This window comes from Alicyclobacillus sp. SP_1, from assembly GCF_024706985.1.
In the GTDB taxonomy this organism is placed as follows: Bacteria; Bacillota; Bacilli; order Alicyclobacillales; family Alicyclobacillaceae; genus Alicyclobacillus_I.
This window is the reverse complement of record NZ_JAMCCX010000024.1, coordinates 24,956-43,133: the sequence shown is the minus strand read 5'-3', so window position 1 is coordinate 43,133 and position 18,178 is coordinate 24,956. Positions and strand designations below refer to the sequence as shown.

At 54.9% G+C, this 18,178-nt stretch carries 14 protein-coding genes; 1 reads left to right on the top strand and 13 read right to left on the bottom strand.

Annotation, left to right across the window (positions count from 1 at the left end):
* The first annotated feature begins 277 nt into the window (after window positions 1–277).
* On the top strand, window positions 278–616 hold the full coding sequence (locus M4I36_RS07785; protein WP_258111167.1) for a winged helix-turn-helix domain-containing protein: 339 nt from the start codon (window positions 278–280) through the stop codon (window positions 614–616).
* Between the two features lie 202 nt (window positions 617–818).
* Here M4I36_RS07785 and purD read toward each other — a convergent pair whose 3' ends face one another.
* The 13 genes from purD to M4I36_RS07720 form a co-directional block, all read right to left on the bottom strand.
* Complete coding sequence (gene purD / locus M4I36_RS07780; RefSeq protein WP_258111166.1) at window positions 819–2,132, bottom strand: phosphoribosylamine--glycine ligase; 1,314 nt, start codon at window positions 2,130–2,132, stop codon at window positions 819–821.
* Window positions 2,133–2,142: 10 nt separating this feature from the next.
* On the bottom strand, window positions 2,143–3,687 hold the full coding sequence (gene purH / locus M4I36_RS07775) for a bifunctional phosphoribosylaminoimidazolecarboxamide formyltransferase/IMP cyclohydrolase (RefSeq protein WP_258111165.1): 1,545 nt from the start codon (window positions 3,685–3,687) through the stop codon (window positions 2,143–2,145).
* A 24-nt stretch (window positions 3,688–3,711) separates the two neighbouring features.
* Window positions 3,712–4,764 (bottom strand): phosphoribosylformylglycinamidine cyclo-ligase, encoded by a 1,053-nt coding sequence (purM, locus tag M4I36_RS07770; RefSeq protein ID WP_258111172.1) that lies wholly within the window; start codon window positions 4,762–4,764, stop codon window positions 3,712–3,714.
* Window positions 4,765–4,916: 152 nt separating this feature from the next.
* Complete coding sequence (purF, locus tag M4I36_RS07765) at window positions 4,917–6,419, bottom strand: amidophosphoribosyltransferase (protein ID WP_374985754.1); 1,503 nt, start codon at window positions 6,417–6,419, stop codon at window positions 4,917–4,919.
* A gap of 47 nt (window positions 6,420–6,466) precedes the next feature.
* Window positions 6,467–8,692, bottom strand: coding sequence for a phosphoribosylformylglycinamidine synthase subunit PurL (purL, locus tag M4I36_RS07760; RefSeq protein WP_258111164.1), 2,226 nt, complete (start codon window positions 8,690–8,692; stop codon window positions 6,467–6,469).
* Window positions 8,682–9,368, bottom strand: a complete 687-nt coding sequence (gene purQ, locus M4I36_RS07755; RefSeq protein WP_258111163.1) for a phosphoribosylformylglycinamidine synthase subunit PurQ — start codon at window positions 9,366–9,368, stop codon at window positions 8,682–8,684. Before purQ ends, purL begins: the two co-directional genes overlap by 11 nt.
* Window positions 9,365–9,628: a phosphoribosylformylglycinamidine synthase subunit PurS gene (gene purS / locus M4I36_RS07750; RefSeq protein ID WP_258111162.1), complete on the bottom strand. Its 264-nt coding sequence runs from the start codon at window positions 9,626–9,628 to the stop codon at window positions 9,365–9,367. Before purS ends, purQ begins: the two co-directional genes overlap by 4 nt.
* Window positions 9,625–10,344 (bottom strand): phosphoribosylaminoimidazolesuccinocarboxamide synthase, encoded by a 720-nt coding sequence (purC, locus tag M4I36_RS07745; RefSeq protein WP_258111170.1) that lies wholly within the window; start codon window positions 10,342–10,344, stop codon window positions 9,625–9,627. Before purC ends, purS begins: the two co-directional genes overlap by 4 nt.
* Before the next feature lie 35 nt (window positions 10,345–10,379).
* Entirely contained in the window at window positions 10,380–11,672 is a 1,293-nt protein-coding gene (purB, locus tag M4I36_RS07740) for an adenylosuccinate lyase (protein WP_258111161.1), read from the bottom strand.
* Between the two features lie 308 nt (window positions 11,673–11,980).
* On the bottom strand, window positions 11,981–13,519 hold the full coding sequence (gene guaA / locus M4I36_RS07735; protein WP_258111160.1) for a glutamine-hydrolyzing GMP synthase: 1,539 nt from the start codon (window positions 13,517–13,519) through the stop codon (window positions 11,981–11,983).
* Between the two features lie 72 nt (window positions 13,520–13,591).
* The gene (locus M4I36_RS07730; RefSeq protein WP_258111159.1) at window positions 13,592–15,856 is read right to left on the bottom strand and encodes a transglutaminase-like domain-containing protein; all 2,265 of its coding nucleotides are present in this window, start codon (window positions 15,854–15,856) and stop codon (window positions 13,592–13,594) included.
* Window positions 15,840–17,066: a DUF58 domain-containing protein gene (locus tag M4I36_RS07725; protein ID WP_258111158.1), complete on the bottom strand. Its 1,227-nt coding sequence runs from the start codon at window positions 17,064–17,066 to the stop codon at window positions 15,840–15,842. The genes M4I36_RS07730 and M4I36_RS07725 overlap by 17 nt, the downstream gene beginning before the upstream one ends.
* Window positions 17,066–18,040: an AAA family ATPase gene (locus M4I36_RS07720; RefSeq protein WP_258111169.1), complete on the bottom strand. Its 975-nt coding sequence runs from the start codon at window positions 18,038–18,040 to the stop codon at window positions 17,066–17,068. The genes M4I36_RS07725 and M4I36_RS07720 overlap by 1 nt, the downstream gene beginning before the upstream one ends.
* Window positions 18,041–18,178 lie beyond the last annotated feature (138 nt).

Below are 18,178 nucleotides of genomic sequence, written 5' to 3'. Positions count from 1 at the left end.
GGTGAAGCGACAGCGACTATCTTACCTCGCCCTCGCTCCTTTTGCAAGTCTTTCTCCCGACTTTTCTTCGCTTTTTTTCAAACCAATTTATGCCACAGGTCCAAAAACGGACCAGACTGCTTTCCGACACAAAGGCGGATACTATGTTTACACAAGCTCTACCGAGAACCACCCTTCATCTGTTATTATCGGATAGAGAACAGATAGACACTGAGGACATAGAGCAAGAGGAGCGGGATGACATACCTCCCACGACCCATGGAAGGAGCACTTCAGGTTGAACGGTTCAGATTCGCAGATCCACCTAGGACCTGGTCTCTATATCGATGTCAAGCTGGAGGCGGTCGTACGGGATGGCATGGTGTACAGTTTGTCGAGACTACAATTTCGACTCCTACACTACCTAGCAAAGCACCTGAATATTCCGGTCTCCACCGACGATTTAATTCACGAGGTCTGGGGTCATCACCTGGTGAGTCGCGACGAACTTTACGTCTATGTGAGTCGTGTTAAGCGTATCGTTGAGAAAAACCCCGCCACACCAGATTATCTTTTGACCGTACGAGGTTATGGGTATATTTTACGCGCGGATATGCAATCGAGCGAGAATATGTAACAGGAAATTTGAAGGGTATAACCTTAACAACTTGTAAGGTCCATAAAGCGTTTGAGTGTGCTAGTCTTGTAGCATCCTGTTGAGGATCCTGTATCCCAGTATCACCCCTATTGGCGCCTATAATAGGCGCCAACTTTTTGTCCAATCGAATGAGCGGATCGACAGGCGGGGACAGAAAACAGCTACTTGTTCGGATACGCGGTTACTCATGCAAGTCGTGAAGCAGGTCCCTGCGCATGTATTTGCCAGCAAAGTCGCATTCATCGGCGAGTCGATAGGCTTTCTCGGCAGCCTCATCCGGCGTTCGACCAACCCCAACCGCAGCCAACACTCGACCTCCCGCGACCACCAAATTCCCCTTGGCATCCAGCGCGGTGCCGGCGTGGTAAAGATGTTCGCCTTGACCGCAGGTGCAAAGTTTAATTCTTGCACCCGTTCGTGGCTCTACCGGATACCCTTCGGATGCGAGAATCACGCACACAGAGGACTCATCGCGCCATACAACGTCAAGTCCGGACAGCGTGTCGGTGGCGACGGCAAAGCAAATATCGAGTAAATCAGAGGCAAGCATAGGCAATACAGCTTCCGTCTCCGGATCGCCAAAACGCGCGTTAAACTCCACGACCTTCGGTCCATCGTCTGTCATCATCAACCCAACATACAAGACACCGCGATAAATCACCCCACGATGACGTAGCGCAGCAAGCGTCGGCCGCACAATCGTGTCTGTCACGCGTTGCACCATTGCTGGAGACAACGATGGAACTGGCGCAAAAACGCCCATGCCACCTGTGTTTGGCCCAGTATCCCCTTCTCCGATCCGTTTGTGGTCGCGCGCACCGGGCATCGGTATGACGGTCTGGCTGTCCACAAAGTACATCAAAGACACCTCGTGTCCTTGCAAACAATCTTCAATGACCACGTGTGGGCCGCCCTTCAACTCACCGTCTGCTTGACTCGGCCACAGAGCAGACAGTGCAGCTTTCGCCTCCTCGCGCGTAGGCGCAACGACAACGCCCTTGCCCGCGGCCAATCCGTCGGCTTTAATGACCACCGGGATGTCACAATTCTGCACATAATCCAGTGCATCTTGATACTCTGAAAAAGACGCGAATGCCGCTGTCGGAACTTCAGCTTCTCGCATCAGGTCTTTTGCAAACGCCTTGGACCATTCCAACTGCGCCGCTTCACGGGTAGGACCAAACGCCAAAATGCCTCGTTCCTCGAGAACATTCACCAGACCCAGTGCAAGCGGAGCTTCTGGACCGACGATCACTAAGTGGATTCTGGATTCTAATACAAAGTCCAATAATTCTTTCACCTGAACGACGCCAATGTTGACGACAGTTGCCATTTCCTGAATCCCTGGGTTTCCCGGGGCCGCATAGATTCGCGGCTGTCGTGGACTAGCCGCCAACGCACGTACCAGAGCATGTTCACGCGCTCCCGATCCGACCACTAAAATACGCAACTCTGCTTCTTCCGAGATAGCCTCTAAGATTGACTTCCTATTCATGCCATCCTCCTCAATGCAGAAAATGTCGTTGTCCGGTGAAGACCATAGCAATTCCATGTTCGTTCGCGGCCGCAATACTCTCCGCATCTTTAATGGAACCTCCCGGCTGCACAATGGCGGCGATGCCCGCTTCTGCCGCTGCATCTACCGTGTCACGCATAGGGAAAAACGCGTCAGAAGCCAGCACGGCTCCCCGTGCTGACGCGCCGGCAGCGGCAAGCGCAATCCTAGCTGCACCTACGCGGTTGGTTTGACCAGGGCCAATCCCGATGGTCTGCATGTCGCGCGCGATGACAATCGCGTTGGACTTGACGTACTTGACCGCTCGCCAAGCAAATTGAAGTGCTCGGCTCTCTTCTTCAGAAGGTTGACGCATGGTTACAACCGTCCACTCCGATTGCACTGCATCGTCTACGGCTTGCACCAAGAGGCCGCCCGTCACGCGTCGAAATTGCTTCTGTAATGGGTTCCAAAGAGGAGCCTTCATATCCACTTCGAGAAGCCGAACATTTTTCTTTTTCGAAAAAATTTCGCGCGCTTGCGAATTAAAATGAGGACTGATGACAATTTCCAAAAACAATTGGCAGAGTAATGTAGCCAACTCTCCGTCTACTTCCCGATTGACGGCCACTATTCCACCAAAAATAGAAATTTCGTCGGCTTCATAAGCCCTCTGGTAAGCTTCCAGAAGGGTGTCCCCGAGTCCAATACCGCACGGATTCATGTGTTTAACAGCGACCGCAGTTGGTGTCTCAAAATCATCAAAGCCGCGCAAAATTTGCAAGGCAGCGTCTGCGTCCTGGATGTTATTGTACGAGAGTTCTTTCCCCTGAAGTTGCTTCGCGCCGGCGATCGTTGCCGCGGAAGCGTCTGCATCTGCGTAAAAGTGAGCAACTTGATGTGGATTTTCACCATAGCGAAGTGGTTGGCGACTCACGCCGTAATATTGAAAAGAGGCGGGGAACTCCATGTCATCCGCGGGTCCTTGCAGGTAATTGGCAATAGCCGCATCATACGCGGCGGTCTCTGCAAAGACTTTGGCAGCCAGCTTTTTGCGGTGCTCCATCGACAAACCGTCCGCGCGAAGCGCTGTGATAACTTCAGCGTAGTCAGCGGGATCGACCAACGGAATGACAAAACGATGATTTTTTGCGGCAGAGCGCAACATTGATGGTCCACCAATATCAATCATCTCCACGCATTCTTCATACGTTGCCTCAGGCCTTGCAACCGTCGCAGAAAACGGATAGAGATTGACGACGACCATCTCCAAGGACTCGATACCATGCTTGTCCATGCTTTCCACGTGGGAAGGGTTATCCCGCAAGGCCAACAGTCCACCGTGAATTCTTGGATGCAAGGTTTTGACCCGCCCATCCATCATCTCCGGAAATTCCGTGTACGACTCGACATCCGTGACAGGTAACCCCGCCTCGCGCAAGTGCCGCGCCGTACCTCCCGTAGACAGCAGAGAATACCCCAAATCCGACAAATCCCGGCACAATTCAACGACGCCAGTTTTGTCGAAGACACTGACCAATGCCCACTTTTTCAAATCCTCTACTTCCTTTCCGTGCCACTAGTTTGCCTCGGATGTCTCGAAACTTCCAGTCCACTGTATGCTCTCACCAGAAACCACCTGACCGATACAGTAAGCCGTCTCCCCAAGTTCCTGCAAGCGCTGCAAGATGTCTTGCTCGGCTCCTTTGCGAACGACTAAGACAAAGCCGATACCTAAATTCCAGATGCGCGCGCCTGCTTCGAACGACAACCCAGCCGCATTCAGCAACCATTGAAAGACCGGCTGAAGTGTCCATGTACCCAATTGGATTTGTGCGGTGAGCCCAGGCGGCAAAGAACGCGGAACATTTTCCACCAAACCGCCACCCGTGATGTGCGCCATTCCTCGAACCGGAAGTCCCTCATCACAAATTTTCAATACGGAAGTTACATAAATGCGCGTAGGTCTCAGCAACTCGTCATAGACCGTACCACGCCAGCCAGGAATGTAAGTTGACCCGTCCACGCCATGATCGGACAACAACTTGCGGACTAAGGAATATCCGTTCGAGTGAACGCCGTTACTTTCCAACCCAATCAATACGTCGCCTGCTTCAATGGCGCTCCCGTCGACGATGTGCGACTTGGTGGCCACCCCAACGGCGAAACCCGCAATGTCGTATTCTCCGGCAGCGTACATCCCTGGCATTTCCGCGGTTTCACCACCGACCAGTGCACAACCAGCTTGCCGACAACCTTCGGCCACTCCGGCCACCACTTGTTCCGCAACATCCACATTCAACTGTCCCGTGGCCAAATAATCCAAAAAGAACAACGGTTTGGCTCCAGAGGTTAAAATGTCATTGACGCACATCGCAACGCAGTCGATGCCAATCGTGTCATGACGATTGGAAAGAAAGGCCAATTTCAATTTGGTACCGACGCCATCCGTGCCCGAAAAGAGAACGGGTTCCGGATATTTTTCTAAGTCGAGAGCAAATCCACCGGCAAACCCTCCGATTCTTCCAAGCAACCCCGGTACAGCCGTGTTTTCCGCCAGCTTGGCATAACGCTTTGCAGCTTCATTGCCAGCGTCAATGTGAACGCCCGCAGCTTCGTACGCATCAACCATCACCCTATTCCCCCTTTTCCAAACCTTACTGGGTGGTCCATTCCATCTGTTCTCAGAAGGATGTTCGGATGGCACCCTTCGCATTGGCACGCCCCCGACTGCAGACGAAGAACTACAATCCGTCTCCTGTCGCCACTACGGACGCGAAACGATCACAAGGATACAAACGTGCCAGTCTCGCCTGTCCCGGCGCGGTCTGCTTCAGCATCTGGCAACAGCGTGGGATAATCGCCCGTGAAGCAGGCATTACAAAACGGAACCGCATCAAGTTCGGGGCCATCGTATCCAAAGCCTTGCATCAGTTCCTCAACGGTGAGGAATTCGAGTGAATCCGCCTCGACCTCCCGACAAATTTCATCAATCGTGTGAGTGCCCGCAATCAATTGTTTCTTCGAGGCGGTGTCAATGCCATAGTGACATGGATTGCGATAAGGTGGCGACGAAATGCGCAGGTGAACTTCTGTCGCGCCAGCATCGCGCAATAGTTGCACAATGCGCCGGCTCGTCGTTCCGCGCACGATTGAGTCGTCGATGAGTACCACGCGTCGACCGTCCACTACGCTTCGCACGGCGTTCAGCTTCATGCGCACGCCAGAGTCGCGCAGTTCCTGGGAAGGTTGAATGAACGTGCGCGCAATGTACTTATTCTTCACCAACCCCATCTCAAATGGTACACCGCTCCTTTCGGCATACCCCGACGCAGCGGAGATACTCGAATCCGGCACACCAATGACGATGTCGCCAAGAGCGGGATGGTTTTCTGCGAGGAGAGCACCTAGTCGCTTGCGCAGCGAATGCACGTTCCACCCATCAATATCGCTGTCTGGCCGAGCAAAGTAGATGTGTTCAAAGGTACACATACGCTTTCGTTGCACATTGGCATAGGCATAGCTGGCTAAACCATCCCGGTCGATGCTGAGCATTTCCCCCGGTCGAACATCCCGCACAAACTGAGCTCCCACCGTCTCAAACGCACAAGTCTCCGAGGCAACACAATAACTCTCACCAACGCGACCCACGACGAGTGGGCGGAGGCCAAGCGGATCGCGCACCGCAATCAGGCGGTCATCGGTCAAGATAACCAAGGCAAATCCTCCTTGGATGCGCGTCACTGCGTCGCGAACTGCGTCGAGAATGTCTTGCTCAGCCGACTTAGCAATGAGATGGGCTATCACCTCGGTGTCACTGGTCGATTGAAAGAGACTGCCTCGCTCCTCGAGCATAATGCGCAAGCGCCGCGCATTGACAAGGTTGCCATTGTGGGCGATGGCTAAGTGCCGGCGATGCGTAGAGACCGTGATGGGCTGAGCATTCTGTACCGTGTTCTCGCCTGCTGTGGAGTAGCGAACGTGCCCCGCCGCCGCCGACCCCATCAACTCTTCCACACGGCCGCGCGAGAACACGTCCGCCACGAGGCCCAGTGCTTTGTGACTGTGCATACCAGTCTCCGAAATGCTAGCAATGCCAGCCGCCTCTTGACCTCGGTGCTGCAGTGCGATGAGCGCATAGTACGTCAACTCAGCAGCTCTCAGATGCCCGAAAATGCCGAATACCCCGCACTCTTCCTTCGGCCGATCCGCTTCCCACTCACTGGCTTCGCCCTCGGCGACGCCTCTCGCACACACTTGCTCCATGCTATCCAGCCTCGATTCCATCGCCTGTATCCTCATCTCCATCTCATTCCCATACCCCATGTCCGGCTTCACGGCGCAATCGGTTCGTTCATCCGCTCAGGCAACGTGGCGTTATAAACGCTCGCCAAGCGCGCGACGGCGACATTCATCGCATCGGTTGAGCCGACGGTCATCGAGACCATCGCTCCGCCAGTGCGCCCGATGCGCTGGCAAGGGACTTCTTTCGCGGCCGCCAATGCCTGCAATGTCTCCAACTGGCCATCCGCGACTTCGAGCAGAATGCGCCCCTGCGCTTCGCCGAAGAATGCACCTGCGGGCGATCCCGCTATTAGCTGCGCCTGCACTCCAACCCCGCGACCCACGGCCATCTCGGCGAGCGCGACCGCCAAGCCTCCTTCACTCACGTCGTGAGCCGCGAGCACATATCCAGCAGCAATTGCGGCTTGAACGAGCTTCTGCACCCGAACTTCTTCTTCAATCCGAAAATACGGCGCATCTCCTGCCGGCTTGCCGGCTTGAAGCTGCCAATAGAGGCTTCCATCCAACCCCCGCTCATCCACACCAACCAAGACGACTTCGTGCCCATCTCCTTGAAACGAAGACGGCGTAGCTCGATTGAGAGCGTCCAAGACACCCACGACACCCACCACAGGAGTGGGGAAAATATCCGTCCCACCCGTCTCGTTATAAAACGAAACATTGCCCGATACGACGGGCACATCCAACGCGCGGCTGGCCTCTCCCATACCCTCGACAGCATCCGCAAACTGGCGCATGATGGCCGGTTTCTCTGGGTTCCCGAAATTCAAGCAATTCGTCAAAGCGAGCGGCCGCGCTCCCGAGCAAACCACATTGCGCGCCGCTTCCGCGACCGCAATGGCACCCCCGACGCGCGGATTCAAGTAGACATACCGACCGTTCCCGTCCGTCGCCATGGCCACCGCCTTCTGTGTTCCCGGAACGAGCACCAGCGCCGCATCCGAACCGGGGCCAACCAACGTGGACGCTCGAACACTCGTATCGTATTGCTGATAAATCCAACGTTTGTCGGCAATCGTGGGATGCGCGAGCAATTCCAACCAAGCAGCTTCCCAATTCGACGATGGAACAGGCAAGGAGACATCCAATCCGGGCTGATGGTAGCGGTCGACCACGCAGCGCTGATAGACTGGCGCTTCGTCCACTAATAACGACACCGGCACGTCCGCTACGACGTCCCCATGAAACAAAAGACGCAACCGACCATCGTCCGTAACTTTTCCGATTTCCTCGACCTGCAAGTCCCACTTGTGCAAAATGTCGAACGCCAAGCTCTCTTGGCCCTTTTCCATCACCACGAGCATACGCTCCTGGGACTCGGAAAGCATCATTTCATACGGACTCATCCCAGACTCCCGACAAGGCACCAAGTCCAAATACAGTTCCACGCCACCACCTGCGCGGCTCGCCATCTCTGCCGAAGACGAGGTGAGGCCCGCCGCACCCATGTCCTGAATGCCAACGACCGCACCCGTCGAAATCAATTCCAGACAAGCTTCCATAAGGAGCTTGCCAAGAAACGGATCGCCCACTTGAACGGCCGACCGCTCTTTCTCCTTCGGGTTGTCTGTGGAAGCAAAGGTCGCCCCGTGAATGCCGTCCCGCCCGGTTCTGCTTCCGACCACGAAGACGGGATTGCCCACTCCTTTGGCCGCACCCGTGGCAATCGCGTCCGCCGGGAGCATACCGACGCACATGGCGTTGACCAGTGGATTGTGCGTATAGGCGGGATCAAACACAGCCTCACCGCCGACCGTAGGGATACCGACACAATTTCCATAACCGCCAATACCCGCCACCACATTCGCGAACAAGTAGCGTGTATGCCCGTCCTCAAGTGGACCAAATCGAAGGGAATTGAGGAATGCAATCGGCCGTGCGCCCATGGTGAAGACGTCACGCAGAATCCCACCCACGCCGGTGGCAGCGCCTTGATACGGTTCGACCGCGGAAGGATGATTGTGACTCTCCATTTTGAAGGCGATACCGATTCCATCTCCAATATCGACCACGCCCGCATTCTCTCCTGGACCTTGCAAGACCTGAGGCCCTGAGGTGGGGAATTTCTTCAGATACGCTCGTGAACTTTTGTACGAGCAATGTTCCGACCACAACACGCCGAACAGCCCCGTCTCCACATAGTTGGGACGGCGTCCGAGGCGTTCGACGACCCTTCGATATTCGTCGTCTGTCAGTCCCATCGCTCGATACAGCGAATTCTCTTCAATGGCCTCTGGCGTCGGTTCAGTGCGCATGAGAAACCTCCTTCGCCAACACGTAGTCGTGCACCGACTGAAATAAGCGAGCGCCATCTTCCGACTGCATGAACTCTGCCACGGCCCGCTCCGGATGCGGCATCATACCGAGCACATTGCCGCGCTCGTTGACAATTCCGGCAATCCCCATGGCCGAACCGTTTGGATTCTCGACATACTGAAACGCCACGGCGTCTCCTTCTTTGAGCCCGGTCAGCGTCTCTTCATCTGCGTGGTAGCGCCCTTCTCCATGTGCGATGGGAACTCGGATAATTTCCCCCAGTTGATAAGCCGAAGTAAACGGCGTGCGATTATTCAACACTTCCAACTCCACCATCTTGCAATGAAAGTGTAGATCCGCGTTGCGAAGCAGTCCGCCCGGCAACAGCCCCGCCTCGGTCAGAACTTGAAATCCATTACAGATGCCGAGAATCGGAACGCCGCGCTGCGCCTGCTCGTGCACCGCTGTCATAATAGGAGCGAAGCGAGCGATTGCGCCGCTGCGCAGGTAGTCTCCATACGAAAAACCACCCGGCAAGACGATGGCGTCATATCCCTCTAAGGAAGTCTGTTGATGCCAAACCAACACCGCAGAATCGCCTGTAACTCGCACAATGGCGTTCGCCGCGTCTTCGTCGCAGTTAGAACCAGGAAAGACAATCACGGCCCACTTCATTCGCCATCCCTCGCCGTGAGCACGTATCGATAAGTTTCCATCACAGGATTGCAAAGAACCCGGTCGCACACGGTCTCCACCATCTTGGAAGCCGCTTCCTTGCTGTCTGCTTCGACGGTGAATTCCATCGACTTGCCAACGCGCATACCGCGAATCCCCGTATGTCCAAGTCCCGCAACCGCCTTTTCGACAGCATTGCCCTGCGGGTCAAAAACGCTCGGCTTGAGCCACACGTGGACCTCTGCCCGATATTCTTTCACTGTGCGAGTCCCCCTTCTGTCAGTCGGCGCAACATTTCTGCATACGCCTCTTCTACTCCACCCAAATCTCTGCGAAAGCGATCTTTGTCGAGTTTTTCGAGTGTCTCCATATCCCACAGCCGACACGTGTCCGGCGAAATTTCGTCAGCCAACAAGAGTTCGCCATCGCGGTCTCTGCCAAACTCCAATTTGAAATCCACGAGCAGAACTCCCACTTCTGCGAACTTCTCCTGAAGCAGCGCATTGACGGCAAGCGCCATCGCCCGCATGGCCGTAACATCTCCTTCGGTCGCCACACGGAGAATGCGAATGTGGTCTTCCGTCACCAGCGGGTCTCCCAGCGCATCGTCTTTGTAGTAAAATTCAACAATTGGTTGTTCCAAAGAAGTTCCTTCAACCAGACCCAGGCGTTTGGCCATACTTCCCGCTACGACATTTCGCACCACAACTTCTAACGGCACAATTTCTACCGCGTGAACGATGGTTTCGCGGTCGGATACCTGTTCCACGAAATGCGTGGAAATTCCATTATTCTCTAAATGGCGGAAGAGCATATTGCTCATGCGGTTGTTGACACTACCTTTCCCCGCAATAGTCCCCCGCTTCTCTCCGTTAAATGCCGTCGCATCGTCTTTGTACTCGACCCAATACAGTCGGTCCGAGTCCGTGCGAAAGACTTTCTTCGCTTTGCCTTCATAAAATTGATCCGCTTTGATGGTCACGGCTCATCTCTCCTCACGCTACTCGCGATTTATATCCCCAGACGCTGCAGAATCAAATCCACGTGTTTCGTATGCCAGTCTGGATTGAAGCACTCGTCGAGTTCTTGTTGTGTCAGACGCTCTTGAACTTCTTCGACACTCCCAATCAAGTCTCGAAACGACCGCCCTTCCTCCCACGCCTGCATCGCTCGTGGCTGCACTGTGTCATAGGCCTCTTCACGAGACATCCCCTTGTCAATGAGGGCGGTCAGCACGCGCTGTGAGAACGGCAAACCAAAGGTGCGCTCCATGTTGCGGCGCATATTTTCTGGATAAATGTGCAAATCCGTCAGAATTCTGTTCATGCGGTGAAGCATGTAATCGAGCAGTATTGTCGCATCTGGAAAGACGATGCGCTCCACCGACGAATGGCTGATGTCGCGCTCATGCCAAAGTGGCACATCTTCCAAACCCGGCACGACAAACCCGCGCAATACGCGCGCCAAGCCGGATACTTGTTCACAAGAAACTGGGTTGCGCTTATGCGGCATGGCAGACGAACCTTTCTGACCTTTATAGAAAGGCTCCTCCACTTCGCGAATTTCTGATTTTTGTAAGCCTCGAATTTCCGTGGCAATTTTGTCCAATGTGGTTCCAATCAGCGCCAGTACGAAGATAAATTCCGCGTGTCGATCCCGCTGCAGGGTCTGTGTGGAAATGGGGGCTGGTTTGAGTCCGAGCCTGGCGCAAACATGTTCCTCTACGAAGGGATCGACATTGGCATACGTCCCCACGGCACCAGAAATCTTGCCATAGCGCATGCGCTCACTCGCACCGTCGAAACGCTCCAAGTTGCGCACCATTTCGGCGTACCAGAGTGCCACTTTAAGCCCAAAAGTCGTGGGTTCCGCATGAACGCCATGGGTTCGACCCATCATCACTGTGTAGCGATGTGCATTCGCCAATTGGCGCAATGTCTCAAGAAATTGCTGAATATCTTCTCGCAGCACTTCGATGACGCCCTGCAATTGAGCGGATAAAGCGGTATCCACCACATCGGTCGACGTCAATCCGTAGTGCACCCACTTCCGCTCCGGTCCGAGAGACTCAGAGACGGCACGCGTGAAGGCCACGACATCGTGACGTGTCTCTTGCTCAATTTCGAGCACTCGCTCCACATCAAACCGAGCATTGTGGCGAATGCTCTCTGCGTCTTCCGGCGGGACTACGCCGAGCTTGGACCATGCTTCAGTCGCAAGAATCTCCACTTGGAGCCACCAGTGCATTCGCGCTTCGAGCGTCCAGAGATTCGCCATTTCTGCCCGGGAATATCGTTCTATCAATATAGCTTCCTCCTCTTTCGGAGAACACAGACGTCCTCTTCCCATCCGAATCTACATCCATGTTACCACGTTCCGAGCCAAGCACGAACATTAAATCTAAAATGATATATATTGTTCGTTTTTGAAGAAAATCGACCTTTTATTCCGACATTTCAATTTTGTCGACACGAGCATCGCAACAAGAGCAGGGCCGCCGAAGGGATATGCCCTCTGACGACCCACAACCTCTGACGACCCACAACCTCTGTCGACCCGCTTCACTCCCATGGACCGGGCCAAAGTTTGCGCCGATCTCCGTCACAAGGGAGTTACTCCCACTCAATAGTGGCCGGTGGTTTCGAGGTAATGTCGTATACCACGCGATTCACGTCGTCGACTTCATTGACGATGCGAGTAGAGACTCGCTCGAGGACGTCAAACGGAATACGCGCCCAATCTGCCGTCATGCCGTCTTGCGAGACCACGCCACGCAAAGCCACCGTATACGCGTAAGTCCGCTCATCACCCATCACCCCGACCGATTTATTGCCAGTTAGGACGGTGAAATACTGCCACACTTCTCGGTCCAATCCAGCTTTCGCAATCTCCTCGCGAAAGATGGCATCCGTCTCACGAACCAAAACCAGTTTTTCTTCCGTAATCTCACCGACGATGCGTATGGCCAGTCCCGGCCCAGGAAACGGTTGACGGTGAACCAAAGCCTCGGGCAAACCGAGCTTCTCTCCGACCGCGCGAACTTCGTCTTTGAAGAGTTGATTGAGCGGCTCAATCAATTCAAATTGCAAATCCTCCGGAAGACCGCCCACATTGTGGTGCGACTTAATGGTCGCAGCAGTCGCCGTGCCCGACTCCACGATATCCGTATAGAGCGTGCCCTGCACAAGAAATTGAAACGGACCGAGACATGCAGATTCGTGTTCAAACACACGAATGAATTCCGCACCAATCCGCTTTCGTTTCTCTTCCGGGTCAGCCACGCCCGCCAGTCGGTCCAAAAATCGTGTGCGCGCATCCACGCGCTCCACGTGAATGCCGAGGTCTCCCGCCAGCGTACCCATCACCGCATCCGACTCACCTTTGCGAAGAAGACCGTGATCGACAAAAACGGCGGTCAATTGCGATCCGATGGCACGATGAACCAATGCAGCCGCGACCGCCGAGTCGACTCCTCCGGAAATCGCACAGAGGGCTCTGCCGCTGCCCACTCTGGAGCGAATCGCGGCAATGCTGTCGTCGATCAGCGTGTCCATCGTCCAGTCCCCGCGACAGTCACAGATTCCATAGAGAAAATTGTGCAACAACTTCTGCCCGTACTCGCTATGCCGCACCTCAGGATGGTACTGAACGGCATAGAGCTGAGCTTCGCGGTGACTCATAGCGGCAATCGTGCCGGACTCCGTCAGCGCGTCTTGAACGAATCCTGCGGGCACGTCCAGCACTGCGTCGGTATGGCTCATCCACACCTGTTGTTGGGCTGGTTGATTGGCGTACAGAGGGCTGTCGGCAGCCGCAACATGCAACATGGCCCGTCCGTATTCTCTTGTTTGCCCGCGTTCCACTCGGGCCTGAAAATGTTTTGCCATCAACTGCATGCCGTAGCAAATCCCTAAAATGGGGACACCTAATTCAAAAATGGAGCGGTCGACCTGTGGTGCACCTTCAGCAAAGACACTGTTGGGCCCACCACTGAAGACAATGCCTTTGACGTTTCGGCCGGCCAATTCCGAAGCGGTCACCGTGTGTGGAAGCAGTTCCGAAAACACATTCAAATCGCGAATTCGACGGGCAATCAACTGATTGTATTGACCGCCGAAATCGAGGACGACGACGACCTCATGCTGGGACACGCAAAAACCCTCTCCTGTTGCGGCATGATTGCCCAAAGTTAGACCCCATTCTACAGACGCCGACTCGCGAGGTCAACGGTCCAAGCCGGATTCCTTGCGCTCACGGCGGGACCGACGAGGTTTCCCGATACCTGCCAAAAACACCAACCACGTGTTCACTAAAAAGTTCCTATCCGCCGAAGTTACTTCACGCCCGCCATACCAATGGGCTTCCAAAATGGTCACCATTTTTCGGACGGAAGACAAAGACACCCGTGTGCGCTCCGCCGGTCGCACCAAATCACGCAAACTCACAACCCCATCTGGCACCCAACCAACGGCTTGCAGCCGGGAGATAAGGTACAGGAGTGGGCGCGCTGACAGTTTCCGCCCGCGTGCCCGCCGCGGCGTCCGTTCCCACTCGCGCACCCGAGCTGCGGGCCGCAAGCGGCGCTTGTAGAGAAGCATGGCACCACCCGTGGCGGCTGCCACCGCCAAACCTAGCCACACCCACCAAGCTAAGGTAAATCCCGAGGACGTGCCAACCTCTCCGGCACTACCCTCATTTTTCGGCGGTTGAACGACGTGATGCTTCACGGGCGTGACGGGCGGCGTCTTGTCCGGTGCAACGGGCGGGGTTGGCTTGGCCGCAGCCGCAGATTTCGCACTCGCCGTGCCTGGCGCAAAAGGCATGCTGTAGGTGGGCGTTGGGTCAAACGGAACCCAGCCATCACCCGGGAAGTATACCTCTACCCACGAATGGGCATCCGCTTCAGTAATGGTATACTCCTGACCTGGTCCAGCATAATTGGTATTTTCCGTTCCCGCAGCAAACCCTGTCGCCCAGCGGGTGGGAACGCCGATAGTCCGAAGCAGGACCGCCATCGAAGAAGAAAAATTGTTACAGTAACCCCGCTTCGATTGAAATAGAAACTGCGCGACGTAGTCCTGATTCTTCGAAGGGACTGGAACGCCTTGACTATGGTACGTATAGTGTGACTTCAAATAAGATTCAATCCGCACGGCTGCCCCGTATTCGGTCTTCGCATGAGCCGTGATTTTTTTCGCCAGTTGGCGCACGTCCTCCGGCAAACTGGTGGGCAGTTGCAAGTCGTACCGGACGACCATCCGTGGCAATTGCGCCCGCAAACCAGCTAAAGCAGGCGATGACTGAGCCAGATATCGATACGGTTCCACGAGCTGCGTACTCGTCAATACATAAGTCGAGCCTTTTGAGAGTTGAGGGCCGATGAGATTGCCTTGGATGTCGTCGTAGACCAGATTATTGCCGAGAACATCCGGAAGCGAGTCGACCTCGTTGACCGCATAGGCTCCGAGCAGTATGTGCGTATCCACTCGATTGGTCAAAACAGTGATGGTCTGTTTCAAGGGTTTAGTCGGCAAATGATGAATGGCATCATCCGTCGTCGCAAGAAACGGTTTGCCAATAGGAACATTTTGAACGGACGATCCCGTCAGACCTGCAGAAACCCACCCTTTCCCAGTATAGGTGCTTAGCGTTTGACCGCCAATGTACGTGGGGCGGCTCTCAATAACGGAGAGGACCGGGGCATTGTCTTCAATAAACGGACCGCCCAAATGGCTGTCATTCAACTGATAGCCGACATAATGATCTCCTGCACCAGACCGCGGGGGTCCACTGCCCGTCCCAAGATGGTCGAAAGGGTCGGGCCAACTCGCCGCGGGCTTCGGCAGTGCGAAGGCAACCCCTGAAGACAGGCAGAGGAGGAGAGCCAGCGGAAACGTGAACCGGGCCCACAGCGTACGCCGCTGAAACGGCGTGGTGGCCAACCGACTGAATTCCGTCGCGCCAAGAACGGCGATGGCCAAAAAGACCATGGTCACCAATTCCACGTTCGGGTGGACTTTGGTATTGCCATCCATGATGCCGAGCACGAGAAGTCCGATACCATTATAGAAAATCCAGAGGCGGCGACGGTGCACCGCATACGTCACCAACCAAAAAAGGAAGCAGAGAAAGAAGAGAAACAGCTGAGTCTGTAGCGGATCGACCAACTGATGTTGCCGAAGAAGGAGACTCATTTCCGTCCATTCCCGATGGACGAGCGCTTTGCTAGAGGGAAGATACGGTAAAGCAAGTCGATAATAGTGAAATATATAACCAAAAGACGCTCCCACTCCGACCACCAGCCGAACAATTTTCCAAGGAAACGCCTGTGCCACAGCCAATGGGACCAACAGCCAGAGCATCGTGACCGGCTGGTGGAGCAAGCCGAGAGCACCAATCGGCGGCATGAACAGGTAGAGCCAGAGAGCGGCGGCAAACCCGAGCAGCAGGCGCAGAGCCAGAGAAGACGGATTAGGCGCGTTGGACAACGTTCATCCCTTCCTTTCGCAGCGTGCCGAGCTGCGCCACGTCCCCGATGAGATGGACGCGGACGCCCATCTCCTGAAGGCGCTGCACCACGACCCGCGATTCAGTCGTCAGCCCTGCTGGAGCAACGGGTGCAAACCATTCCATCGGATGCTGTCGGCGCAGAGCCCAAACCGACTGCAGCATGGCGGCGTCGAAACGGGGTGAGACCAGCACCAACGACGATCCTCTTGGCGCATCGGCAGCCAGCCTGGCAACCGTGTCCGCAAAAGGCATCGATTCGCTCGGTGTGAGCTCGGCCAAGATATCCATCGCGCGCACAAAGAGCGCCTCCTGACTACCTGGCGGCAACATGTGGACATGCCCCCGGTAGACCATCAGAGTGAAGCGGCGGCGAAGTTGCTGGGCGTGCCGCATCAGACTGGCTGTCATCACCATCGAGCGTTCAAATTCTTCCGGCGTAAACGGCGCATACGAAGTTGCCGAAGCATCGACTAAAAACGCTACGTCCGCCGATATTTGGCGCTCAAATTCTTTCGCCTGAAGCATGCCGCGCCGCGCCGTGGCTGGCCAATGAACCCGACTGAGGCGATCTCCTTCAACATAGTCCCGCACACCGACCACGCTCGAGGACTCCTCGGAACGCTGGCGCACACTCTGCCGAAGACCGCCCTCTTCCGTCGATTTCAACAGCCATCCGCGTACTTCGACCGTAGCTGGCACGACGGTAATGTGATGCGAACTTTCATGTTGGCCGTGAGAGTGCACGATACCCAGCCAATCTCCCGTTTCTAAAGAGGTCGACCCAATATGAAACACTCCCCGCGGCAAACGATCCAACTGATAGGCATACTGAAATTTTTTCGAGAATAAGGGAATGAGCATGACACTCTGCGGAACCGCCTGCAGTCCAATGCGCTCTGGAACGTCTTCCGCCAGACGCAACCAAGACAGTGGCCACCAACCGGATCGCTCAAAGTCTAGCATGATGCGCAACGACTGACCGGCTGTCAACCGCTCCGCCGACACTTGCTTGTCAACGGCCAACCCGCTTAAGCCCGTCCAGGCCGTACCCCATTCGTAAACGCTCAAACACAGCGTGAAATAAAAGAGAAACCATGAAAAGAAGCCGCCATTGACGCGACCGAAGATGTACAGCCCAACAAGGAGAGCCATTTGAAGGACAAAAAACAACAGTCGTCTGGCGGTCATCAGTAACTAACTCCGTGCAAACTCGGAATGCGCGTCTTCGACAAAATGTCGCCAATCGTGCCCTCCATTGAATGGCCGGACAACCTCGCCTCTGCCGACAGCATCATGCGATGGACGAGGACGTACGGAGTCAAGTGGCGAACGTCGTCCGGAACTACGTAGTTCCGCCCTGCGGTAAACGCAAATGCTTGGGCACTTCGGTACAGTGCCAGTGAGGCCCGCGGTGACGCACCCAAAACAAGGTTAGCGTGCTTTCTGGTGGCCTGGACGATGTGCACAATATAACGAGCAATCTCGTCTTCCACGTGAACTTCACGGGTCACTTTGCGCCATCGGACGACGTCAGCGGGACTCGCGACAGCCGTCATCGACTCCAGCGGCGTTTTGGTCCCGTGATGGCGAAGAATTTCGAGTTCATCGTCTACGGACGGGTATCCCATCCCGAATTTGAGCAAAAATCGGTCCAACTGTGCCTCTGGCAAAGGAAACGTTCCCTCGAATTCAATCGGGTTTTCCGTCGCAAGAACGAAAAAGGGTGAGGGCAAAAGGTAGGTGTGTCCGTCTGCTGTGACAGACTGCTCTTCGAGAGCTTCCAACAAGGCCGCTTGCGTCTTCGGCGAAGTTCGGTTGATTTCGTCCGCCAGCACTATTTGTCCAAAAATCGGACCGGGACGAAATTCAAACTCTTGGCTTTTCTGATTGTAGATGGATAACCCAGTGACATCTGAGGGTAATAAATCCGGAGTGAATTGAATTCTCTTAAATTCGCAACCGAGCGACTTGGCTATAGCTTTGACCAACAACGTCTTTCCAACTCCAGGAACGTCTTCAATGAGGCAATGGCCGTTTGCCAAAAGGGCCGTCAAGACCAGACGAACAACTTCTTCTTTCCCCACGACCACATTGCGAAGGTTGGAACGGATGGATTCCAATTCCGAATTCCACTCGTCCAGCGGGACAGATTTGACGCGCATCTCCACTCTTCATATCTCCTTCGCCCCGAGTTTTTCAGGATGTTCTCTATTTAGTGTCTTAATGTCGATAAACAAAGATTTCGAGCCACAAACAAACTTCTTGCAGAACCTCTATTTTCGGAGAGTAAAATGCCCATG